This window comes from Sulfurisoma sediminicola, from assembly GCF_003865015.1.
Lineage (GTDB): Bacteria > Pseudomonadota > Gammaproteobacteria > Burkholderiales > Rhodocyclaceae > Sulfurisoma > Sulfurisoma sediminicola.
In genome coordinates, this window is sequence record NZ_BHVV01000008.1 from 398,925 (window position 1) to 421,191 (window position 22,267).

General features: G+C 66.7%; 17 protein-coding genes. 16 read left to right on the top strand and 1 reads right to left on the bottom strand.

Features of this window, described 5'->3' with window-relative positions:
- Positions 1-290: 290 nt before the first annotated feature.
- The 6 genes from EJE94_RS13370 to pbpC all read left to right on the top strand — a co-directional run bounded on the left by EJE94_RS13370 (position 291) and on the right by pbpC (position 10,747).
- The gene (locus EJE94_RS13370) at positions 291-1,190 is read left to right on the top strand and encodes a hypothetical protein (RefSeq protein ID WP_124962467.1); all 900 of its coding nucleotides are present in this window, start codon (positions 291-293) and stop codon (positions 1,188-1,190) included.
- A 125-nt stretch (positions 1,191-1,315) separates the two neighbouring features.
- Entirely contained in the window at positions 1,316-1,984 is a 669-nt protein-coding gene (locus EJE94_RS13375; protein WP_121242905.1) for a hypothetical protein, read from the top strand.
- 19 nt (positions 1,985-2,003) lie between these two features.
- On the top strand, positions 2,004-2,384 hold the full coding sequence (locus tag EJE94_RS13380; protein ID WP_121242907.1) for a hypothetical protein: 381 nt from the start codon (positions 2,004-2,006) through the stop codon (positions 2,382-2,384).
- Positions 2,385-2,388: 4 nt separating this feature from the next.
- On the top strand, positions 2,389-2,802 hold the full coding sequence (locus tag EJE94_RS13385; protein ID WP_165904844.1) for a TFIIB-type zinc ribbon-containing protein: 414 nt from the start codon (positions 2,389-2,391) through the stop codon (positions 2,800-2,802).
- Positions 2,803-2,831: 29 nt separating this feature from the next.
- Positions 2,832-8,549, top strand: coding sequence for an alpha-2-macroglobulin family protein (locus tag EJE94_RS13390; protein ID WP_121242911.1), 5,718 nt, complete (start codon positions 2,832-2,834; stop codon positions 8,547-8,549).
- Positions 8,546-10,747, top strand: a complete 2,202-nt coding sequence (gene pbpC / locus EJE94_RS13395) for a penicillin-binding protein 1C (protein WP_121242913.1) — start codon at positions 8,546-8,548, stop codon at positions 10,745-10,747. The genes EJE94_RS13390 and pbpC overlap by 4 nt, the downstream gene beginning before the upstream one ends.
- Before the next feature lie 9 nt (positions 10,748-10,756).
- On the opposite strand, the gene EJE94_RS13400 is transcribed toward pbpC, so the two are convergent.
- Positions 10,757-13,666 (bottom strand): hypothetical protein, encoded by a 2,910-nt coding sequence (locus tag EJE94_RS13400; RefSeq protein WP_121242915.1) that lies wholly within the window; start codon positions 13,664-13,666, stop codon positions 10,757-10,759.
- Positions 13,667-13,888: 222 nt separating this feature from the next.
- Between EJE94_RS13400 and EJE94_RS13405 the strand changes: the two genes are divergently transcribed.
- The 10 genes from EJE94_RS13405 (at position 13,889) to EJE94_RS13450 (ending at position 22,264) form a co-directional block, all read left to right on the top strand.
- Positions 13,889-14,119, top strand: a complete 231-nt coding sequence (locus EJE94_RS13405) for a hypothetical protein (protein ID WP_121242917.1) — start codon at positions 13,889-13,891, stop codon at positions 14,117-14,119.
- Positions 14,120-14,265: 146 nt separating this feature from the next.
- The gene (locus EJE94_RS13410; protein ID WP_121242919.1) at positions 14,266-14,694 is read left to right on the top strand and encodes a c-type cytochrome; all 429 of its coding nucleotides are present in this window, start codon (positions 14,266-14,268) and stop codon (positions 14,692-14,694) included.
- A gap of 34 nt (positions 14,695-14,728) precedes the next feature.
- On the top strand, positions 14,729-16,105 hold the full coding sequence (locus EJE94_RS13415) for a cbb3-type cytochrome c oxidase subunit I (RefSeq protein WP_121242921.1): 1,377 nt from the start codon (positions 14,729-14,731) through the stop codon (positions 16,103-16,105).
- Positions 16,106-16,202: 97 nt separating this feature from the next.
- A complete protein-coding gene (locus EJE94_RS13420) occupies positions 16,203-16,919 on the top strand; it encodes a DUF1684 domain-containing protein (RefSeq protein ID WP_121242923.1) in 717 nt (238 codons plus the stop codon).
- Positions 16,920-16,994: 75 nt separating this feature from the next.
- On the top strand, positions 16,995-17,585 hold the full coding sequence (locus tag EJE94_RS13425; RefSeq protein WP_121242925.1) for a cytochrome c oxidase subunit 3 family protein: 591 nt from the start codon (positions 16,995-16,997) through the stop codon (positions 17,583-17,585).
- 4 nt (positions 17,586-17,589) lie between these two features.
- On the top strand, positions 17,590-17,850 hold the full coding sequence (locus tag EJE94_RS13430) for a cytochrome C oxidase subunit IV family protein (RefSeq protein ID WP_121242927.1): 261 nt from the start codon (positions 17,590-17,592) through the stop codon (positions 17,848-17,850).
- Positions 17,847-18,641, top strand: coding sequence for a CbbQ/NirQ/NorQ/GpvN family protein (locus EJE94_RS13435; RefSeq protein ID WP_121242929.1), 795 nt, complete (start codon positions 17,847-17,849; stop codon positions 18,639-18,641). The genes EJE94_RS13430 and EJE94_RS13435 overlap by 4 nt, the downstream gene beginning before the upstream one ends.
- The gene (locus EJE94_RS13440; protein WP_121243194.1) at positions 18,622-19,014 is read left to right on the top strand and encodes a hypothetical protein; all 393 of its coding nucleotides are present in this window, start codon (positions 18,622-18,624) and stop codon (positions 19,012-19,014) included. The genes EJE94_RS13435 and EJE94_RS13440 overlap by 20 nt, the downstream gene beginning before the upstream one ends.
- A complete protein-coding gene (locus EJE94_RS13445; RefSeq protein ID WP_243642619.1) occupies positions 19,007-20,008 on the top strand; it encodes a 4Fe-4S binding protein in 1,002 nt (333 codons plus the stop codon). Before EJE94_RS13440 ends, EJE94_RS13445 begins: the two co-directional genes overlap by 8 nt.
- 408 nt (positions 20,009-20,416) lie before the next feature.
- The gene (locus EJE94_RS13450) at positions 20,417-22,264 is read left to right on the top strand and encodes a nitric oxide reductase activation protein NorD (RefSeq protein ID WP_121242933.1); all 1,848 of its coding nucleotides are present in this window, start codon (positions 20,417-20,419) and stop codon (positions 22,262-22,264) included.
- Positions 22,265-22,267 lie beyond the last annotated feature (3 nt).

The window sequence follows — 22,267 nt, forward strand, 5'->3', positions numbered from 1 at the left end:
GTCACCCTTGTGCGGGCAGAAGCGCTCGTCCACGAGCCATTCCGGGACGGCCACCGCTATGTCATGCGGATTGCCGATGCGTCGGATCGAATGCATACTTCGAACGACGACAGGCGATGTCAGGAATTTCTCGACATGACGCGAAGTTTTCCGTCATGACGCATTTTTTTCGTCATTTAGGCAGGCTATTTAACGTTGGGCTCCATAAATCCATGATCGCTCGCTATTCAAACTTCCCAGCTAAATCCACATGCGCTTAAGCATCCGCAGGCACGCAAAACGAGTAAGCCATGTTTAGTTGGGGCGTAACGCTAATGGTCGTGGGCGGCTTATCGTTTGTTCTTCCGATATTTGGGCGGCAATTTATTGTTGTTTCCGCGCTGGGCCTTACCGGGATGGGTTCAGCCGTGGCCGGGATCATTTTGTTTGCGATCGGAATCTTGCTATTCAACGCAGCGAAAAAGAGGGAGCTACTAGAACATCCCGCTCCTCGCGCGCCGGATTTCGACGTACACCAGCCAATGCCCGCGTCGTCTAGTAAAACGAGTGGATCAATCAATGACGCGAGCCCCCAGCTTGCCCAACGTAGTGCACCTAGTTTCAAGATGGGCAGCGGAGAATGTCTTGATCCGTACTCATTTGGGGTGCTCGCCGTAAAGACCGGGATTGAAGACTCTCAGCAAGCAGTTGACGAAATGATCGGCACGGGTGAATTGCCAGGACAACAATCGATCCGTTCAAAAAAGGGCGCAGTTCAACTGCATTTATTGGCTTTAATCGTAGGAGTGCTTTACGTTTGTGCCAACAAACTCTGTTCGTCCAATAAGCAAGTTCTCACAGAAGTTGGTAGCGGTCTCAGCGACGGATTTACAGCACTGTTTGCCGACGAAAACGGCAAGCTGTCAAACCCCAACAATTCCCGATCTCTTTACGGACTATTCCAAGATTATGCGGGCTCACTTGCAAACGAACTCAATAACATTGACCCCGAAACACTTGGCTCCAATCCTTTTGATATGGGTGCTACCGCACGACTAGTTGTCGAAAATATCGGTGGCCAATGCGACATACAGGCTATTTTGGCTGACAGTCCGCTGGAGCGGGTTATGCTCGAGAAAGTAGCCGCAACATATGGCGTATCGCTTCTAATCAGGCTGTTACTTGCAAAACAAATAGGCTATTCGCACTAATGCCGTCAAGCTCTTGCCTCGTGTGGCCCAACCCGGCGGTCGACCCCGTTCGCTTCGCTCTCTGGACGCTGCGCGATAAAGCCGCGCAGCGCCGGTCACCTTGAACGTTGAGCCTCATACACGCAATGAAAGCTCTCGCCACTTCCGACATTGATCCTCGCGTGCTCAGGTCACTGCGCGATGAGCTTTCTCCAGACCTTGAGCTTGTGCTTGACGAGCATTCGATCTCACTCAAGTCGGTTGAGCCGCCTTCGTGGGTTCAGTTCTTTGCTGAAGGGCCGTGGTGGTTAAAGACACTCGGTGCGTATGTTGCGCTCTATGTTGCAGAGATTGTTAAGGAAGCCGGAAAACAAACATGGAAGAGCCGAGCAAAGATCGTCCATGCTTCGGTTACTGCCGGAGACAAGGTTTTAAAGCTTGCTAGAGCGCTCGCTAAGCTGCGGGAATCTCTTCCCGCGCACTCAAAACTTGTTCTTGGCCTACCCGTACCGGATGACTACTTTGGCATTCGGTACGACCTCGTCGCACGCGACGAGGATCTGATGGCCTCGGAGATTGCTCTGTTCGTGAGCTACATCCCGCAAGTCGAACAGTTGGTCGAGTCTGAAGGTTTGCGGAATGGAAACGTGACTGGCCCTCTTATGCTATTGGTTCGTGACGACCTAGCTCTCAAGGTCACATGGATGAACCGAAAGACACTTACCGTCGAAGAACGAACCCTTTGTCTTACCAATGAGGCCCAACCTACCGTTGCAGGGGACGCCTCGCCTATTGGCGGCGGGTCCCTGAATTAGCACGTTTCGCTTCAGATTCATGAGCCATCTCGCCACGATGTTCGCCGGAATCACGCTCGGAGCATTCGGCTGGGGCATATCGCACTGGGTGTCAGGCCAGTTCGAGCCCCTCGACAGCGGTGCCGGGTTTCTTGCCACGCAAATCGTCCTGGCGCCGGCTGCTGCGATAGCGGGATACCGCAAGGGCATTGCCGCTTCGTTCGTTCTGGTCGTCGGCGGATACATCGGCTTGAATGGCTATGCCTATGTGTTTGGCGGTTCCGAGTCCCGCGTCTGGGCGATGCGCGGCGCTATTTCGACCCTCTTGCTGATCATCGTCCCCGCGGTTGCCGGCCTGCTCGGCGGCGTGGCGAAGCGCCTTGTTACCCGGTTTCGCCGCGGAAATGAGACGCCGAGCTAGGCACATGTCTATTCCCTGCCCCCACGACGCCCGCCCGCTGACCATCGAGGAAGCGGAGGGCCACATCGGCCACTTGTGCGAGACCTGCGGCGGCCTCTGGCTGCCGCGCCAGTACATCGAGTCGCTCGCCCACCTGCGCAATTTCTCGGCAAAGCCCTTTTACGCGGCCATCCTCGAGCGGCCCAAGTTCCGTTCCACCATCGGCTGCCCGGCCGGCTGCGGCACGCTCCAGCGCAAGAGCGTGAAGGGCATCGACCTCGACTTCTGCCCGGGCTGCCACGGCATCTGGTTCGACCGCGGCGAGGTCGCGGCGATGCTCAAGGACTATCCGCATACAGCGAACGGCGGCGGCAGCAGCGGCGGCGACGCCGGTGACGTCGTCGATTTCGTGCTGTCCGTGCTCGACATCTTCAATTAGCCGTTCGCCCTTCCCGACAGGTGACCACCATGATGCGTCTGCCGATCCTCTTCGCCCTCGCCCTCCACGCCGGCCTCGCCGTCGCCGCCACCGTGCAGCAGTTCCAGCCGCAGGGCCGCATCGACCAGCAGACGCGGGCGACGGTGCTGTTCAGCACGCCGATGGTCGAGCTGGGCGCGACCACGGCGCCGGCGCCCTTCACGGTCAATTGCGGCCAGATCAGGGGCGAGGGGCGCTGGGTCGATCCGCGCACCTGGGCCTGGCAGCTCAACCAGCCGCTGGCCGCCGGCGAGCGCTGCGAGTTCCTGCTGCGTTCCGGCCAGGTCGCACTCAACGGCGAGGCGGTGACGGGCAAGGGCCGCTTCGAGTTCTTCGCCGCCGGCCCCTGGCCGCGGTCCATCCAGCCGCGGCCAGGCGGCGCGGTGGACGAGGAGCAGGCCTTCATCATCAACGGCGGCGGGGCGATAAAGCCGGCGTCGGCAGAGAAGGACATCTGGTGCGAGGCCGACGGCGTGGGCAACCGCATCGGCGTGCGCCTGCTGCCGGAGGCGCAGCGCCGCGAAATCCTCTCCCACGTCCATGGCAACTTCGGCCCGGAGCCGCTGGTGCTCGCCTGTGCCGAGCGCCTGCCGCCGGGCGCGAAGATGAAGCTGGTGTGGGGCAAGGGGGTCGAAGCCGCCAACGGGGCCAAATCCGAGAAGGAGGAGAGCTTCGTCTATACGGTGCGCGAGCCCTTCCGCGCCAAGCTCAGCTGCGAACGCGAGAAGGCCGGCGCGCCCTGCTCGCCGCTGTCGGCCATCAACGTCGAGTTCACCGCGTTCACCGACGCCAAGCTGCTGCAAAAGATCCGCCTGGTGACGCCCGAAGGCGCGCGCAGCCCCAAGGACCCCGAGCGCGACAGCAGCCGGCGCGAGACGACGGCGCGTGCCGTCGCCTTCCCCGGCCCCTTCCCGCAGAACGCAGAGCTGCGCCTGGAACTGCCCGCCGGCATCAAGGACGACGCCGGCCGCACGCTCGAGAACGCGGCGAGCTTCCCGCTGAAGTTCCGCACCGGCGCGCTGCCGCCGCTGGCCAAGTTCCCCGGCAGCTTCGGCATCGTCGAGCTCAAGGAAGGCGGGCTGCTGCCGGTGACGCTGCGCAACGTCGAGGCCAAGCTGCCTACCAGCAGCCTCAGGCTGCCGGGCAGCCACAGCCTCGCCGACAAGCGCTTGACCGAGGACGGCGACGTCATCGCCGCGATGGAGGCGCTGGCGCGCTTCGAGCGCCAGACGCGCAAGGTCAAGCTCGAACGCAACGGCAAGGTGGAAGACGCCATCGACCCGCACTACGCCCGCGAGCTGCCCTTCCTCGCCGGGCAGGCCAACGTCAACCGCCAGGAACTGCCCAAGCCCGGCGGCAGCGCCGAGTTCGAGGTGGTGGGCATCCCGCTGGCCAAGCCCGGCTACCACATCGTCGAGATCGAGAGCCGCTTGCTCGGCGCCGCGCTGCTCGCCAAGCCCGCGCCGATGTACGTGCGCAGCGCGGTGCTGGTCACCAACATGGCGGTGCATCTCAAGCTCGGCCGCGACAACGCGCTGGTCTGGGTGACGGCGCTGGACAGCGGCAATCCGGTCGGCAATGCCGAGGTGCGCATCTCGACCTGCGACGGCAAGCCGCAGTGGAGCGGCAAGACCGACGCCCAGGGCCGCGCGCTCATCGACAAGCCGATCAAGGCCGCGTACTGCAAGGAGAGCAACTTCGTCTTCGCCAGCGCGCGCCTCAATGATGACTACAGCTTCGTGCGCTCCGACTGGAACGAGGGCATCGAGCCCTGGCGCTTCGGCGTCGAGACCTGGGGCGAGCGCAGCGAGATGAAGATCCACGCCATCCTCGACCGCTCGCTGTTCCGCGCCGGGCAGACGGTGTCGATGAAGCACGTCGCGCGCGCACGCGGCAGCAGGGGCTTCGCCTTCCCCGACGCGGCCGCCCTGCCCAAGCGCCTGACCATCCGCCATACGGAGACCGGCACGGAGTTCTCCCAGCCGCTCGAATGGGACATGCAGGGCAGCGCGATCAGCCAGTGGAAGATCCCCGACTCGGCCAAGCGCGGCACTTACGAGATCGCCTATTCAGGCGGCCGGGGCGGCATGAGCAGCGGCGGCGAGTTCCGCGTCAGCGACTTCCGCCTGCCGGTGTTCACGGGCAGCGTGCAGGGCGTGCCGCCGCGGCAGGTGGCGCCGACGAAGGTGCCGCTGACGCTGGGCCTGTCCTTCCTCAACGGCGGCGCCGCCAAGGGCGCGGCGGTCGACGTCTCGGCCACGCTGCGCCCGCGCTGGCCGACCTATCCGCGCTACGAGCGCTACAGCTTCGGCCTCGGCTTCGACCGCGAGACGCTGTCCGCCTTCGGCGTCGACGAGGGCCGCGAGGACGAGCACCTGGTGCTCGACAAGCAGGCGGTGACGCTCGACCGCGCCGGCGCCGGCAAGCTCGAGGTGACGCTGCCGGCCAAGCCCAAGGGGCCGAGCGAGCTCTACGCCGAGATGCGCTTCTCCGATCCCAACGGCGAGATCCAGACCATACGCGGCAGCGTCGAGCTGTGGCCCGCCGCGGTGGTACTCGGCATGCGCGTGGCCGACTGGGCCGCGAGTCGCAAGGACGGCACCCACGCCGAGATCGTCGCGCTCGACACCAACGGCAAGCCGCTCGCCGACCAAGCGGTCACCGTCAAGGCGCAGCGGCGCATCGACTATTCGCACCGGCGACGCATCGTCGGCGGCTTCTACGCCTACGAACACCACCACGAATACAAGGACCTCGGCGAGGTCTGCAGCGGCCGCACCGACAGCCGCGGCCTGTTCTTCTGCGAGCCAAGCGGAAAAGCGGTCGCCGACCCCGGCTCGATCTACCTGCTGGCCGAAACGCGCGACGGCCAGGGCAACGCCGCGCGCAGCGGCAGCAGCTACTGGATCACCGGCGGCGGCGACCTCTGGTTCACCGCCGGCAACCAGGACCGCATCGACGTCATCCCGGAGAAGCGCGAATACAAGGCCGGCGAGACCGCGCGCTTCCAGGTGCGCACGCCCTTCCGCGAGGCGACCGCGCTGATCTCGGTCGAGGCCGGCGGCGTGATCGAGACCTTCGTGCGGCCGCTGTCGCGCTTCAAGCCGGTGGTCGAACTGCCGGTCAAGGGCGAATGGGCGCCCAACGTCTTCGTCTCGGTGCTCGCGGTGCGCGGTCGCGTCGAGCCGCTCAAGTGGTACTCCTTCTTCCAGTGGGGCTGGCGCGAGCCGTCGAGCTGGTTCAAGGAATGGTGGGCGCCGCTCAAACCGACCGCGATGGTCGATCTGGCCAAGCCGGCCTACCGCATCGGCCTCGGCGAGATCGGCGTCGGTACCGAGGCCTTCCGCCTCAAGGTGGACGTCGCGACCGAGCGCAAGGACTACCGCCCGCGCGAGGAAGCCACGGTGAAGCTCAAGGTGACGACGGCCGAGGGAAAGCCCGCGCCCGCCGGCACCGAAGTGGCCTTCGCCGCCGTCGACCAGGCGCTGCTCGAACTGCGCCCCAACGACAGCTGGAACCTGCTCGAAGCGCTGCTGCAGAAGCGCGCCTACGAAGTGGAGACAGCGACCGCGCAGTCGCAGGTGATCGGCAAGCGCCACTTCGGCAAGAAGGCGCTGCCGCCGGGCGGCGGCGGCGGACGCGCGCCGGCGCGCGAGCTCTTCGACACGCTGCTGAGCTGGAACCCGCGCGTAAAAGTCGGCGCTGACGGTACGGCGACGATCAAGGTGCCGATGAACGACTCGCTCACCGAGTTCAAGCTCGTCGGTGTCGCGACTTCAGGAACCAGCCTGTTCGGCACCGGCTCGGCCGCGGTGCGCACGAAGCAGGACCTGCAGATGATCTCGGGCCTGCCGCCGCTGGTGCGGGAGAAGGACACGTTCACGGGGCTGCTCACGCTGAGGAACGGCACCGCGCGTGCGATGAACGTCGCGGTCGCCGCCAAACTCGGCGGCAAGCCGCTGGACAAGCGCACGGTCAAGCTCGAGCCCGAGGGTGCGGCCGAGTTGCGCTGGGACGGCCAGGCGCCCGAGGACGTGAAGCAACTCGTCTGGGAATTCGAGGCGAACGAAGAAGGCGGCGGAAGCGCGAAGGACAGGCTGAAAATCGTGCAGGAGGTCGCGCCGGCCGTGCCGGTGACGGTGCAGCAGGCGACCTTCGTCCGCGTCGAGGGCAAGTACGACGTCGCCTCGGCGCTGCCCGCCGGCGCGCTGCCGGGCAAGGGCGGCATCGAGATCGGCCTGTCGCCGAAGCTGTCGACGCCGCCACCGGAACTGAAGCGCTTCTTCGAGACCTACCCCTTCATCTGCCTCGAGCAGAAGGCCTCGATCGCCGCCGGCCTGCGCGATGCGAAACGCTGGCAGGAGATCGCCGACGGCCTGCCGGGCTATCTCGACGGCAACGGCCTGGCGCGCTACTTCCCCGGCGACGGACCGGGCAGCGTGGTGCTGACCGCCTACTTGCTCGACCTCGCGGCGCTCTCGGGCCTGGCGCTGCCCGAGGACGCGAGGAACCGCATGCTGCAGGGCCTCACCGCCTTCGCCGAGGGACGCATCAAGCCCACGCACTGGTCGCCGCTCAACGATCCGAGCAACGACCTCACGGTGCGCAAGCTGTTCGCGCTGCAGGCGCTGACGCGGCAGAACGTGCCCACTAGTGGATTGGCCGGGCCGACGCGCATCGCCGCCGCGCTCGACGTCGAGCCGATGCGCCTGCCCACCGCCGCCCTGATCGACTGGTACCTGGTCGCGAAGCGCCTGCCCGAACTGCCGCAACGCACGGCACGCCTCGCCGCGGCCGAGCAGGAGCTGCGCAACCGCCTCGCCTACACCGGCGGGCGGCTGAGCTTCACCACCGAGCGCTCCGACTACTGGTGGTGGATGATGATCAGCGGCGACTCCAACGCCTTCCGCCTGATCGAGGCCGTGATGGACGAGCCGGCCTGGAAGGAGGACCTGCCGCGGCTGGTGCGCGGCGCGATCGAGCGCCAGGCCCACGGCCGCTGGTTCACCACCACGGCCAATGCCTGGGCCGCGCTGGTGCTCGACCGGTTCGGCCGCAAGTTCGAACGCGAGACCGTGACCGGCACGACCCGCGCGAGCCTCGGCAAGGCCAGTGCCGAGCTGAAATGGAAAGCGGGCCAGAACGAGGGCGAGCTTGCGCCGCTGTCCCTTCCCTGGCCGCCGGCGAACGACAGGCTCTACATCCAGCACGAGGGCAGCGGCAAGCCTTGGGCCTCGGTGCAGGTGCTCGCCGCAATTCCGGCGGGCGCGCCGCGCGCCTTCGGCTACCGCGTCACGCGCAGCGTCGCGCCGCTGCAGGAGAAGACGGCGGGCAAGGTCAGCCGCGGCGACCTGTGGCGCGTCACGGTGCGCGTCGAGGCCGAGCAGGACATGACGTGGGTGGTCGTCTCCGACCCGATCCCGGCCGGCGCGCGCATCATGGGGGACGGCGACGGCCGCGACTCGCACATCGCCACCATGGATGAAAACCGCTTGGCGCGCCGCGTCTGGCCGACCTTCGTCGAGCGCACCTTCGGCTTCTTCCGCGCCTACTACGAGGTCGTGCCCAAGGGGCCGTTCCAGATCGACTACACCGTGCGCATCAACAACGCCGGCGAGTTCAGCCTGCCGCCGACGCGCGTCGAGGCGATGTATGCACCCGACGTATTCGGCGAGACGCCCAACGCGAAGTTGGTGGTGGGCGAATGATGCGACGGGCGCTGGCGACGATTGCCCTGGCGACACTCACCGTGGCGCCAGGGCCGAGTTTTGCGCTGCCGAGCCATGCCGAGGTCAAGGCTGCCTACGTGTCATCCGAGGCGACGCTGCTCGCGCGCGACGGCCGTCCGCTGCAGAGCCTGCGGGTCGATCCAACGGTGCGCCGCTTCGCCTGGACGCCCTTGCACGAGATCTCGCCCGCGCTGCTGCGCGCGGTGGTGCTGTCGGAGGACAAGCGTTTCTTCGAGCACGGCGGCGTCGACTGGCAGGCGGCCGGCAGTGCGGCCTGGAGCAATCTCGGCGGCGAGCGCGTGCGCGGCGCCAGTACGCTCTCCATGCAGCTCGCCGGCCTCATCGACGAGGATGCGCGGCGCCGCGGCCGCCGCAGCCTGTTCGAGAAGGTCACGCAGGCAAGCGTCGCGTTGCGCCTCGACGGCCAGTGGAGCAAGCGCCAGATCCTCGAGACTTATCTCAACCTCGCGGCCTTCCGCGGCGAGTTGCAGGGCGTGGGCGCGATGAGCCGCACGCTGTTCGGCAAGTGGCCCGACGGCCTCGACGAGCGCGAGGCGGCGCTGGCCGCGGCCCTGCTGCGCGCACCCAATGCCCCAGCCTCGAAGGTGGCGCAGCGCGCCTGCGCCATCCTCAAGGAAATGCAGCGGCCGGGCGAATGTGCGGGCCTCGACGGCTACGCGGCCAGCACCCTGGCGGGTGCCCTGCGCCAGGGCGCCGAAACACCCGCGCTCGCGCCACATCTCGCGCGCAGGCTGCTCAATCGCCCGGGCCAGACGGTCAGAAGCACGCTCGACGCCGAATTGCAGCGCTTCGCCGGCGAGGCCTTGCACCGGCACCTCTCGGCGCTGGCGCAGCAGAACGCCGAGGACGGCGCGGTGGTGGCGATCGACAACGCCAGCGGCGAACTGCTGGCCTGGATCGGATCGAGCGGCACGCTGTCGGAGGCGGCCGAAGTGGATGGCGTCACCGCGCTGCGCCAGGCCGGCTCGACGCTCAAGCCCTTCCTTTACGCGCTCGCCTTCGAACGCCGCAACCTGACGCCGGCCTCGCTGATCGAGGACGCGCCGCTGACGCTCGACACCGGCAACGGCCTCTACGCGCCGCAGAACTATGAGCCGCAGTATCGTGGCTGGATTTCGGCGCGCAGCGCGCTCGGCGGCTCGCTCAACGTGCCGGCGGTGAAGACGCTGGTGCGCATCGGCCCCGAGCCCTTCCGCCAGCGCCTGCGGCTGGCGGGTCTGGACAGCCTCAACGAGAACGGCGACTGGTACGGCTACAGCCTCGCGCTCGGCTCGGCCGACGTCTCGCTGCTGATGCTGGCCAACGCCTACCGCACGCTGGCCAACGGCGGCCGCTGGTCGCCGTTGCGCGCCAGCCAGAACCCCGCCGACGCCGCGCCCTGTCGCGACAGCGGATGTACCGGGGTCTTCGCCGGCAAGGGGCGCAAGGCGTTTTCGGATCAGGCCGCCTTTATCGTCGCCGACATCCTCGCCGACCGCAACGCGCGGGCCGCCACCTTCGGCCTCGAATCGTGGCTGGCGACGCCCTACTGGGCCGCGGTGAAGACGGGCACCAGCAAGGACATGCGCGACAACTGGTGCATCGGCTACTCGCGCCGCTACACCGTCGCGGTCTGGGTCGGCAACGCCTCGGGCCAGGCGATGCACGACGTGTCCGGCGTGTCGGGCGCCGCGCCGGTCTGGCGCGAAGTGATGGACTGGCTGCACCGGGGCGATGCGGCCAGCGGCAGGCCGTCAGTCGGCAGCCCGCCGCCCCTGCCGCCACCGGGCATCGTGCGCACCGCGCTGAGCTTCGAGCCGTCGCAGGAGCCGCCGCGACAGGAGTGGTTCGTCGCCGGCACGGAAACGAAGCGGGTGCGAGGCGCCGCCGCGCGTGCGCTGGCGCGCATCAGCTATCCGGCGGAAGGCACCGTCATCGCCCTCGATCCGGACATCCCGCCAATGCGCCAGCGCCTGCCCCTGCGCCTGTCATCGCCGGCGCAGAAGGGCTGGCAATGGCAACTCGATGAGCGCAGGCTCGGTGGCGCCGGGGGTGTGGTGCTGTGGCTGCCGCAGCCCGGCCGCCACCGCCTCGCCCTGCTGGACGTCGGCGGCCGCGAGCTGGATGCGATCAGTTTCGAAGTGCGGGCGCTGCGCGGCAATCGACAGCGCCGCTGAGGGTTGGTCCTAGCGCCGGCTCCAGACGGCGGCCTTGGTCGTTCCCGAGACGGTAATGCTGGCGCGGCGCGTCTCCGCGGGCATGCGCAATTCGACGGCAATGCGACCGCGGATGCTCTTGTTGGCGTCAGCCTCGGCACTGCCGCTGGCGGAGAGATTCCCCGCGCTCAGGCGCAAGCCCTGCAGCTGCAGCATGCCGCGCTCGTGGACGAAGCTGCCGGCGAGTTCGTTGAATTCCGTCTTGCCGCCGCTGTCGCCGCTTTGCAGCATGCGGGCGAGGTCGATCCCGACCAGCGTGCCTTTCTTGATGACGAAGGTACCGTCGAGCCGCGCCGCGCCGAACAGCTTCGCCGCGACCTCGGCCCGCATTGCATAGCTGGCCTTGGCTTCGAGCTTGTCGCCTTCGAGCAGTCCCGGCAGCAGTTGTGCGGTGTCGATCTGGCGTGCGACGACTTCGCCGTCGAGGCTCCACTGGCGTCCCCACTTCAGCCTGGCATTGCCGGAGAGGAGGCCGCCGTGCAGGCGGTTCTTGAATTCCGTCACCGTGATGCCGCCGCTGCCTGCGACCCCGGTCGCGCTGAAGTCGGCCAGCACGACGCTGGAGCCGAAGGGCACGGCGAACGAAGCGGCACTGACATCGAACTGTACCGTCTCGCCCTGCGACGTCATATCCACCGTCAGCGACTTGTCCGTCGTCTCGAGCTGCGCCTTCTTCCACAGGCCGTCGCCGCCGGTCTCGGCCTTGACCGAGAATGCGGGCAGGCTGACGGTCGTCGAATCCAGCTTGACGTTGCTCATGCTGACCTTGCCTGCCTTGGCGCCCTGACCGGACGGCTTGCGCAGGACCAGCCATGACAGGCCCTCGTCGGTCAGGACCGGCGATTCCACTTCGAGCGACTCGAACGTCATGTCGCCGCCGAAGATGGCGCCGATGCCCGCCGCGAGCTTGACGCGCGGTGCCTTGATCTGCCCGCCGTCGCCGACGACGACACCGGCGAGACTCAAGTGCGGCGGGAAGAGCGAAGCATTCACGCTCGCGATCTTGACCGGCTGTTGCAGCAGCGTGCCGGCCGCCTTTTGCAGTTCGGGAATCTTGCCGTCGAAGGGCATGACGTGCACCAGGGCGATACCGAGCACGGGCAACGCCACCGCTGCCGCCACGACCAGCCGCCCCCAGGCGAAGCGCTTGCCGCCAGCGGCCTTGGCGACCGCCGCCGCGGGCTTGGCCGCGGCACGCTCGCGGCCCGCCCGCGCCTCGTCTTCTTCGCGTTGTGCCCGCTCTTCGACTTCGCGTTGTGCCCGCTCTTCAGCTTCGCGGCGGGACTGCTCCTCGGCTTCGCGACGCGCCAGTTCCTCGGCGGCTTGCTCGGCACGGTCCTCCTCTTCGCGCCGCGCTTTTTCCTCGGCTTCCTTGCGCGAGCGCTCTTCCGCCTCGCGACGCGCCTTCTCTTCGGCTTCCTTGCGCGCCTGCTCTTCCGCCTCGCGGCGGGCCTGCTCTTCGGCTTCCTTGCGCGCCCGCTCTTCCGCCTCGCGACGCGCCTTCTCTTCGGCTTCCTTGCGCGCCCGCTCTTCCGCCTCGCGACGCGCCTTCTCTTCGGCTTCCTTGCGCGCCCGTTCTTCCACCTCGCGACGCGCCTGCTCTTCGGCTTCCTTGCGCACCCGCTCTTCCGCCTCGCGACGCGCCTTCTCTTCGGCTTCCTTGCGCGCCCGTTCTTCCGCCTCGCGACGCGTCTTCTCTTCGGCTTCCTTGCGCGCCCGCTCTTCCGCCTCGCGACGCGCCTTCTCTTCGGCTTCCTGCTTCGCCCGCGCCTCCGCTTCGGCCCGGGCCTTCGCTTCCGCCTCCTGCCGTGTGCGTTCTTCCGCTTCGGCCTTGGCCTTCGCGTCGGCCTCCTGCCGTGTGCGTTCTTCCGCTACCCGCCGCGCCTTCTCTTCGGCTTCGGCCTTCGGTTTCGCTTCGCTCTCCTGTCGAGCGCGCTCCTCGGCTTCGCGCTGCGCCCTCTTCTCGGCGAGCTTGCGCTGTTGCGCTTCCGCCAGCGCCCGCCCATTGGCTTCGGCCTTTTCGCTTGCCTCGGCTTCCCGCCGCGCCTTCTCTTCGGCTTCCTTCCTGGCCTGTGCTTCGGCCTCCTGCCGCGCGCGCTCTTCGGCCTCGCGCCGTACCTTGTCTTCGATTTCCTTCCTTGCCCGAGCCTCCGCCTCGATCTTCGCCCGGGCTTCGGCTTCCGCCCTCGCCTTCGCTTCCGCCTCGCGACGCGCCTTTTCCTCGGCCTCCGCCTTGGCACGCGCTCCCGCTTCCCGCTGCGCTCTTTCTTCCGCTTCCTTCTTCTCTCGCGCTTCGGCCTCCGCCTTGGCACGCGCTCCCGCTTCCCGCTGCGCTCTTTCTTCCGCTTCCTTCTTCTCTCGCGCTTCGGCCTCCGCCCTGGCCTTCGCCTCGGCTTCACGCCGCGCCTTCTCCTCCGCTTCCTGACGAGCCCTTGCTTCTGCTTCGGCCCTGGCGCGCACCTGTGCATCCTGCTGCGCACGAGCGGCCTGTGCCTGACGCTCCGCCTCCTCGGCCCTGGCGCGCTCCGCCGCCAGATCGGCCGGGCTCGGCGCGGCCACCAGCGCAGTAAAGTCCAGATCTTCGCCGCCCCCGCCTCCCTCCGGCTTCGGCGTCGCTGGCGACGTGGGGCGCGCGGTCGACGTGTCGGGTGGAGGCGCCTCGCGTTCGACTTCGCGGATGAAGTCTTCCTGGAGCAATTCCTTGAGGATGTCCCGGAGATCGGTCTCGGAGAAATCGAACTTCTTCAGCAGGTGACGAACGGTGTTCTTGCCGTCGATGTCCTTCAGAAGATTGCGCACATTGCGCGAAACGAGACTGGTCTTGCCAGAGGCTTCGCGCAGACCCTTTGCGGTCTTGGTGAAAATTGTCGTTTTATCCATGTCGTCCGAACCGACCGGCCTCACCCCTGGAATTGCATTAGTCTAGCGACTGAACGCCCCGCATTGTACGAATTTACGGTAGCGCTGGCAGCAGCCGGGCATCACACGGTCACCCGCAGCACGATTGCCCCGTACCATCCTGCCTGCCAGCGACGCCAAAGCTGCGATTATTCGGCATACTAGCGCCTGTCCACAGGAAGAAATCCTCAATTCCCGTCAAACATGTCCGCTCCGACCCCCGAGACCATCTTCTGCTACCACTGCCGCATCCACCACCCGAAGGCCGAGATGCGCCTGCTGGTGACGAAGACCGGCAAGCGCTGGCGCTGCCTCAAGAGCATCGAGGCGACGAAACAGGGCAAGGCGGCCCGCGAGGCCTACGGCCGCCAGATGACCGAGACCAACAAGGCGGAGGCCCGCAGCAAGGCACGCCTGCTCAACGCCCACCAGTAAGTCGTTCCTCCTGCCCTGCCTGGCCACGCCCGCCGGCGCCTGGCGACCGCATTCCGGCAGAATTGACTGCCGTCAAGGAATGGCTTGACCGCCTTCCCTAAAGTCCCGACACGCCGCATGGTGCGGCATGATCAAAGGGGGGCTAAATGAGCGGATCATTCACCACGTCGGCGGCAAGGAACATCTTTTACGGGGGAACGATATTCTTCTTCCTGGTGTTCCTCGGCCTGACTTACAACACCGAGCAGGTTCTACCCAAGCGCGACAACCGCGCGGCGCTGGCCAACCCGGACATTGCGGCGGGCAAGAAACTGTGGGAGACCAACCAGTGCATCGGCTGCCACACGCTGCTCGGCGAAGGCGCCTATTTCGCTCCCGAACTCGGCAACGTCTACAAGCGCCGCGGCGGTGAATTCATCAAGGCCTGGATCAAGGCGCAGCCCACCGGTGCCCCGGGCCGCCGCCAGATGCCGCAATTCAACCTGACCGACAAGCAGTTGGACGACCTCGTCGCCTTCTTCAAGTACGTGGGCGAGATCGACACCGCCAAGTGGCCTCCGAATATCGAAGGCTGATGCGGAAACCGACTCGACTTAAAGGAGATTGAATATGCAATTCAAATCGCAAGCGGTTTCCAAACCGTATTTCATCGCGGCACTGGGGCTGTTCGTCGCACAGATCCTGTTCGGCCTGATCATGGGCCTGCAGTATGTGATGGGCGACTTCCTCTTCCCGCACATCCCGTTCAACGTCGCGCGCATGGTGCATACCAACGCACTGATCGTCTGGCTGCTGATGGGCTTCATGGGCGCCGCCTACTACCTCGTGCCCGAGGAGTCGGAAACGGAGCTCTTCAGTCCGAAACTGGCCATTGCGCTGTTCTGGATATTCCTCGTCGCCGCCGCCTTGACCGTGGTGGGCTACCTGCTGGTGCCCTACGCCACGCTGGCCAAGATGACCGGCAACGACCTTATCCCGACCATGGGCCGCGAGTTCCTCGAACAGCCGCTGCCCACCAAGCTCGGCATTGTCGTCGTCGCCCTGGCCTTCCTCTTCAACATCACCATGACGGTGCTGAAGGGCCGCAAGACCGCGATCAACACGGTGCTGCTGATCGGTCTGTGGGGCCTGGCGATCTTCTTCCTGTTCTCCTTCTACAACCCGGACAACGTCGTGCGCGACAAGTTCTACTGGTGGTGGGTTGTTCACCTCTGGGTGGAAGGCGTGTGGGAACTGATCCTCGGCGCCATCCTGGCCTTCGTGCTGATCAAGATCACCGGCGTCGACCGTGAAGTGATCGAGAAGTGGCTGTACGTGATCATCACCCTGACCCTGGTCACCGGCATCATCGGTACCGGCCACCACTACTACTGGATCGGCACGCCCGAGTACTGGCAGTGGTTCGGCTCGATCTTCTCGGCCCTGGAACCCATCCCCTTCTTCGCCATGACGCTGTTCGCCTTCAACATGGTGAACCGCCGCCGCCGCGAACACCCGAACAAGGCCGCGACCTTGTGGGCGCTGGGCACGGGCGTGATGTCCTTCCTCGGTGCCGGCGTCTGGGGCTTCCTCCACACCCTGGCTCCGGTGAACTTCTACACCCACGGCACGCAGATCACCGCTGCGCACGGCCACATGGCCTTCTACGGCGCCTACGTGATGGTGGTGATCACCATGATCTCCTACGCCATGCCGCTGATGCGCGGTCGCGCCGCCAACAGCAACAAGGCGCAGGTCGCCGAGATGTGGGGCTTCTGGCTGATGACCGTCGCCATCGTGTTCATCACGCTGTTCCTCACCGCCGCCGGCATCCTGCAGGTCTGGCTGCAGCGCGTGTCCGCGACGCCGATGTCCTTCATGGACGCGCAGGCGCAGGTGTCGATGTTCTACTGGATGCGCGAGTGGGCCGGCGTGATCTTCCTGATCGGCCTGATCGTCTACATCTCGAGCTTCTTCATCCCGGGCGAAGAGAAGGCCAAGGCCTGATCCTGAAGCCCCGAGCACAGCCGGCGCCCCTCGCAAGACGGGCGCCGGTTTTGTTTTGGGAGTACGGACAAGTCGGCGATGCTGCTACCATCGACCCATGCACTCCTTACTCGAAGAACATGATCGCTGGCGCGCCGCCCGTCTCGCCGAACTGACCAAGGCCGACGGCTGGCTCACGCTGGCCGGCCTCGTCTGGCTCGACGACGGCGAGCATCGCGTCGGCTCCGCCCCCGGCTGCGACATCGAACTGCCGGGCGTGCCGCCCCACCTCGGAGCCCTGCGCGTCGCCGGCAGCCGGGCCGAATGGTTGCCCACGGACGGCGCGCCGCAGGTCCTGCGGAGCGATTCCGGCGGCGCACCCACCGTCGTCAGCCATGGCGCCACCAGCTTCTTCGTCATCGAGCGCGACGGCCGCCTCGCGCTGCGCGTGCGCGACGCGGAGAGTCCGACGCGCCGCAATTTCACCGGCATCGACTGCTTCGACTTCGATCCGGCGTGGCGCATCGAAGCCCGCTGGGACGGCACGCTGGCCCGCTTCACGCGGGATGGGGTGGTCCATGCGCTGCGCCCGCAGAGACCAGACGCAGACCCGCTGCATTTCGTCATAGCCGATGCCGGCAGCGGTCGCGAAACCTACGGCGGCGGACGCTTCCTGCATGCCCTCGCCCCGCAAGGCGACCGCCTGACGCTCGACTTCAACCGCGCCATCAATCCACCCTGCGCCTTCACCCCGTTCGCGGTCTGCCCGCTGCCGCCGACCGAGAACCGCCTGCCGTTCGCCGTAACGGCCGGCGAAAAGACCTGGAAGGGTTGATTCACCTTATCCCGAGTCAAGGCGGCTCCATGAGGGTTTGCTGATACTTGAGGCCTTTCCTCATCCATCCGCACCATGACCGCCCACGCCCGCCGCCACGGCCACGCCCTGGCCGAGTATCCGCCCGGCGACCTCGCCATCTGGGTCTTCATCCTCGCCGAGCTGCTGGCCTTCGGCGTGCTGTTCGCCGCCTACGCCATCACCCGGCTGAAGAACCTCGACCTCTTCAACGAGATGCAACTGACGCTGAACCGCGACGCCGGCGCCCTCAACACCCTGCTGCTGATCACCGGCAGCTGGTTCGTTGCACGGGCAGTGGCGGCGATCAAGGCCGACCGCCGCCACGGAGCCGCCAACTTTCTGCTTGCCGGTATCGCCTCCGGCTTCGCTTTCCTTGTCGTCAAGTATTTCGAGTACTCGGCCAAGTTCGATGCCGGCATCAGCCTCGACACCAACACCTTCTACATGTTCTACATCTCGCTCACCATGTTCCACGCGCTGCACGTGGTGCTGGGCATGGTGATCCTCGGCTTCGTCTGGAACAAGGCGCGCCAGGGCGCCTACACGGCGCGCGAGCACCACGGCATCGAGACCGGCGCCTCCTACTGGCACATGGTCGACCTGGTGTGGATCATCCTGTTCCCGCTGGTCTATGTGATGCGATGAATATATGAGCCCCCATGTCCTCAATGTCGTCTGGATCGCGCTGATGGCGGCGACCGCCGTCACCTGGTTCGTCGGCGAAATCCACGCCGCCGGCCCCAAGGCCGTCGCCGTCATCCTCGCCATCGCCGGCGTCAAGGGCTGGCTGGTGATCTACGATTTCATGGCCTTGCGTCGCGTCAAATTTCTTTGGCGCGCGGTCGTGCTAGGCTGGCTGCTCCTCGTGCTGGCGATCATCATGCTGGCGTACTGGCTAGGTCTGAAATGAACGCACCCCATACCGAACTGCCCTACTACGAAGCCGCCGGCAACGAAGTCGATCTCTTCGAACACGCCTGGAAGAACCACCTGCCCGTGCTGATCAAGGGCCCGACCGGCGTCGGCAAGACGCGCTTCGTCGCCTACATGGCGGCGAAACTGAACCTTCCCATCTACACCGTGGCCTGCCACGACGACCTGACCGCAGCCGACCTGGTCGGCCGCCATCTGATCGGCGACGGCGCCACCTACTGGTCCGACGGCCCGTTGACGCGCGCCGTGCGCGAAGGCGGCATCTGCTACCTCGACGAGGTGGTCGAGGCGCGCAAGGACACCACCGTCGTCATCCATCCGCTGGCCGACCATCGCCGCGTGCTGCCCATCGACCGCACCGGCGAGGTGCTGCACGCGCCATCCTCGTTCATGCTCGTGGTTTCCTACAACCCCGGCTACCAGAACTTCATGAAGGGCATGAAGCCCTCGACGCGGCAGCGCTTCGTCTCGCTGCGCTTCGACTTTCCGAATGCCGAACGCGAGGAAAGCATCCTCCGCGGCGAAACCGGCTGCGACGAGATGACGGCCAAGCGCCTGGTCGGCATCGGCCGCAGCCTGCGCGCGCTCAAGGACGTCGACCTCGAGGAAGTCGCCAGCACGCGCCTGCTGGTCTATGCGGCGATACTCATACGCGACGGCATGGACCCGGTGGAGGCCTGCCGTGCCTCGCTGGTCGAGAGCCTCACCGACGACCAGGAAGTCGCCGAGGCCTTGCTGGAGGTGGTGCTTGCCACATTCGGGCGCTGACCCCGCGCCCGGCCAGGATCTCGCCATCGCGGCCGAGTCGCTCTATCTGGTCAACCTGATGCTGGCGCCAGGGCTGGGCTTTCTCGCCATCGCCTGGCTCTGGTTCAAGCACCGCGGCACCGCGCCGGTGCTGGCCCGCTGCCATCTCGATCAGACCTTCTGGGTCAGCCTCTGGGGAGGCGCATTGATCGTCGCCGCCGTCGCCGGCTTCGTGCTCCTCTTCGGTCTCCATTCGGAATGGACCTGGACCTACGTCATCCTCTACTTCACCTGCATCCACTCGACGCTGATCATGTTCGGCATCCTCGGCCTGGCCAAGGCCATGGCGGGACAACCCTATGTCTATCCCCTCATCGGCCGCAAATGTGATTGAGGCGCCGGTCAGCTGGCACACCAAGTCGGCGCCGGGCAAGGCCGGCGCGATCCAGCACGGCCGCCTGTGGGCGCAGATCGGCTTCTTCGTGCTGTTCGTCGTCGCGCCGGTCTTCGACATCTTCCGCTACGATCTGACCCAAGGCCACGCCATCATCCTCGGCCTCGACTGGCACCTCGGCCTCGACGACTTCTTCGCCGGCAGGATCACGGCGACCGAAGCCGGCATCAACATCCTGCTGCGCCTGTTCCTGCCACTGCTCGGCGGCGCCGCGATCTTCCTCGCCATCGCCTGGCGCTGGGGCCGACTTTACTGCGGTTGGCTGTGCCCGCATTTCTCGGTGGTCGAGACCATCAACCGCCTGATGCGCCATGCGTCGGGCAAGCAGAGCCTGTGGGACCGCAAACCCGTGCCGCCGAAGAATCCGGACGGCAGCGCCTTCGTCGTCGATGCGCGCTGGTGGCTGGTCACCCTGCCGCTCACCGTGCTGTTCGCCGCCCTCTGGGCCATCGTGCTGATCACCTACCTGCTGCCGCCGGCGGAGGTTTACGGCAACCTCCTCGCGCTCGCCCCGACGCGCAACCAGGCGCTGTTCATCGGCGTCGGCACGCTGGTGCTGACGCTCGAATTCATTTTCGCGCGGCACCTGTTCTGCCGCTTCGGCTGCGCGGTCGGCCTGTTCCAGAGCCTGGCGTGGATGGGCAACCGCGGCGCCATGGTGATCGGCTTCCAGCGCCGCCGCGCGGCCGACTGCAACAGTTGCTACACCGCCGACGGCCCCGGCTACGCGGCCTGCGAGGGCGTCTGCCCGATGCGGCTGCGGCCGCGCGTGCCCAAGCACCAGATGTTCACCTGCACCCAGTGCGGCCAGTGCATCGCCGCCTGCGCCACGGTGCAGCGCGATTCACCCAAGGGCACGCTGCTGGCGTGGGTGGAACATGAAGCCGCGCAGCAGAACGAGGCGCAGGTCAGCCTCACGGGGAAGCGGGATTAGGAATGGACCACCCGCAGTTTCAGAGTTGCGCGCACGTGGGCCGCTGGGGTGTCCCGCCCTGCTCATGTTCCACGGCTTGCTTTGCACAGCAAGCCGGCTACGGCAGCGCGGAGCAGTGCTCCGCGCAACCCTGCCTACGCCCTCCGGCGTTGGCTATAAGCCAACGCCTCCCCCTTTACTTCGCTGGTCGAGACACCCCACCGACCCAGACAATGGCCGCGTGGGTTTTCACGCAAACCAACGCCCACAGGTTCTTCGCCCGGGGCGTCGGGTATCCGATGCAGCGAAGTAAAGGGGGAGGGCTGGGCGTCGCCCAGCCCGGAGGACATGAGCAGCATCGGATACCCGGCGTCCCGGACGCACCGAGATCACAATCAAGGCTGGCGCACAGCGCCATGAAATAACGCCATGGAAGAGTGGGTCGGCGACCTCTGGCACCGCTGGATCACCAAGACCGCGCGGCGCGACCATCCCGAGGCCGCCGTGCGGCTGGCCGACATGGAGAAGACGCTGGGCGTGGTGTTCCGCGCGCTCGGCGGCGACGCCGGGCTGCGCGTGGCCGCCGCCAGCGACCAGCACCACGGCGCCCGTCGCCGCCTGCTCGAACGCATCGCCGGCACCGGCCTGCGCTCCGCCCACGCCGCGCTCGACATGGAGACGCTGCGGCTGCCGCCGAGCATCGCCTATTTCGCCGACCGCAGCCTCAACCGCGATCTCTACCTGTGGCTCACGGCCGTCGCCGCACACGAGCCGCCGCCGTCGGCTCACGAATGGATCGTCCGCAACCAGCAGGCGACGATCTCGGCGCTGCATCGCTTTCCCGGACTCAAGGCCCGCTACGACCGGCTGGTGGCCGCCGCCATCGCCGAGCGCATTGCCCCCGAAACGATGCCCGAGGACGAGGCGGCACAGGAACGCGCGGTGCGCGCGGCGCTGACCGCGCCCGGCACCGTGCCGCGACTGCCGACCTTGTCGCGCCCCAAGGCCAAGGCACTGCAGCCCGTGCCGCTCTGGCTCTATCCCGCGCCGACAGCGCTGCCGCGTGGCCGCGGTGGTGCCAATCAGAACCCCGAAAGCGCCGGCGCCAAGCAGGAAGAGGCCGAGCGCAAGCAATACCAGGCCGAGCGCGTGGACATGCCGGAGAACGAGTCGCCGATGATCCTGATGTTCCGCGCCGAGAGCATCCTGTCGTGGGCCGAATTCGTGCGCGTCAATCGCGACACCGACGAGGACGAGAACCCGGATGCGGGAGCCGCCGCCGAAAGCCTCGACAAGCTCTCGCTGGCCGACGACGACGGCCAGCGCGTCGCCTCCAAGGTGCGCTTCGACCTCGACCTGCCCGCTGCCGCCGAGGACGACATCCCCCTCGGCCCCGGCATCCCGCTGCCCGAGTGGGACTACCGCAAGCACGAACTCAAGCCCGATTATTGCCGCCTGCAGCCGCTGCTCGCGCGCGGCGCCGAACCCATGCCGCTGCCCGAACGCCTGCGCCGCCCGGCGCGGAAATTGCGCAGCCAGTTCGCGGCGCTGGCACCGGCACGGCGCTGGCTCAAGGCCCAGCCCGACGGCACCGAGCTCGACATCGACGCCTGCGTGCGCATCCACACCGACCGCCTCGCCGGCCAGCACTTCGGCAACGCCGGCGCCTATCTGGCGATGAATCAGCGTGAGCGCGACCTCGCCTGCCTCGTCCTCGCCGACCTCTCGCTCTCCACCGATGCAGGAATCGCCGACGAGCACCGCGTCATCGACGTCATCCGCGACAGCCTGATGCTGTTCGGCGAGGCGCTCGGCGCCACCGGCGATGCCTTCGCCCTCTACGGCTTCTCCTCGCTCAAGCGCAGCCTGGTGCGTTTCCACGAGATCAAGACCTTCGCCGACCCGCTCGACGCCGCCGCGCGCGGCCGCATCGCCGCCATCAAGCCCGGTTACTACACCCGCATCGGCGCCGCGATTCGCCACGCCACCACGCTGCTGAATAAGCAGCCGGCCGCCATGCGCCTGCTGCTTATCCTGTCGGATGGCAAGCCGCACGACATCGATCTCTACGAGGGCCGCTATGGCATCGAGGACACGCGCATGAGCGTGATCGACGCCCGCAAAGCCGGCATCAAGCCCTTCTGCGTCACCATCGACCGCGAGGGTGCCTCGTATCTACCGCACGTCTTCGGTCCCGGCGGCTTCACCGTGCTGCGCAAGCCCGAGGAACTGCCGACCAAGCTGCCGCTGCTCTATGCGCAGCTGACGGGGCACTGAAAA

What these genes read in the sequence shown, in the direction of transcription:
- EJE94_RS13370 (WP_124962467.1), top strand. Translation starts at nt 291, where the DNA reads ATGTTTAGTTGGGGCGTAACGCTAATGGTCGTGGGCGGCTTATCGTTT.
- EJE94_RS13375 (WP_121242905.1), top strand. Translation starts at nt 1,316, where the DNA reads ATGAAAGCTCTCGCCACTTCCGACATTGATCCTCGCGTGCTCAGGTCA.
- EJE94_RS13380 (WP_121242907.1), top strand. Translation starts at nt 2,004, where the DNA reads ATGAGCCATCTCGCCACGATGTTCGCCGGAATCACGCTCGGAGCATTC.
- EJE94_RS13385 (WP_165904844.1), top strand. Translation starts at nt 2,389, where the DNA reads ATGTCTATTCCCTGCCCCCACGACGCCCGCCCGCTGACCATCGAGGAA.
- EJE94_RS13390 (WP_121242911.1), top strand. Translation starts at nt 2,832, where the DNA reads ATGATGCGTCTGCCGATCCTCTTCGCCCTCGCCCTCCACGCCGGCCTC.
- pbpC (WP_121242913.1), top strand. Translation starts at nt 8,546, where the DNA reads ATGATGCGACGGGCGCTGGCGACGATTGCCCTGGCGACACTCACCGTG.
- EJE94_RS13400 (WP_121242915.1), bottom strand. Translation starts at nt 13,666, where the DNA reads ATGGATAAAACGACAATTTTCACCAAGACCGCAAAGGGTCTGCGCGAA.
- EJE94_RS13405 (WP_121242917.1), top strand. Translation starts at nt 13,889, where the DNA reads ATGTCCGCTCCGACCCCCGAGACCATCTTCTGCTACCACTGCCGCATC.
- EJE94_RS13410 (WP_121242919.1), top strand. Translation starts at nt 14,266, where the DNA reads ATGAGCGGATCATTCACCACGTCGGCGGCAAGGAACATCTTTTACGGG.
- EJE94_RS13415 (WP_121242921.1), top strand. Translation starts at nt 14,729, where the DNA reads ATGCAATTCAAATCGCAAGCGGTTTCCAAACCGTATTTCATCGCGGCA.
- EJE94_RS13420 (WP_121242923.1), top strand. Translation starts at nt 16,203, where the DNA reads ATGCACTCCTTACTCGAAGAACATGATCGCTGGCGCGCCGCCCGTCTC.
- EJE94_RS13425 (WP_121242925.1), top strand. Translation starts at nt 16,995, where the DNA reads ATGACCGCCCACGCCCGCCGCCACGGCCACGCCCTGGCCGAGTATCCG.
- EJE94_RS13430 (WP_121242927.1), top strand. Translation starts at nt 17,590, where the DNA reads ATGAGCCCCCATGTCCTCAATGTCGTCTGGATCGCGCTGATGGCGGCG.
- EJE94_RS13435 (WP_121242929.1), top strand. Translation starts at nt 17,847, where the DNA reads ATGAACGCACCCCATACCGAACTGCCCTACTACGAAGCCGCCGGCAAC.
- EJE94_RS13450 (WP_121242933.1), top strand. Translation starts at nt 20,417, where the DNA reads ATGGAAGAGTGGGTCGGCGACCTCTGGCACCGCTGGATCACCAAGACC.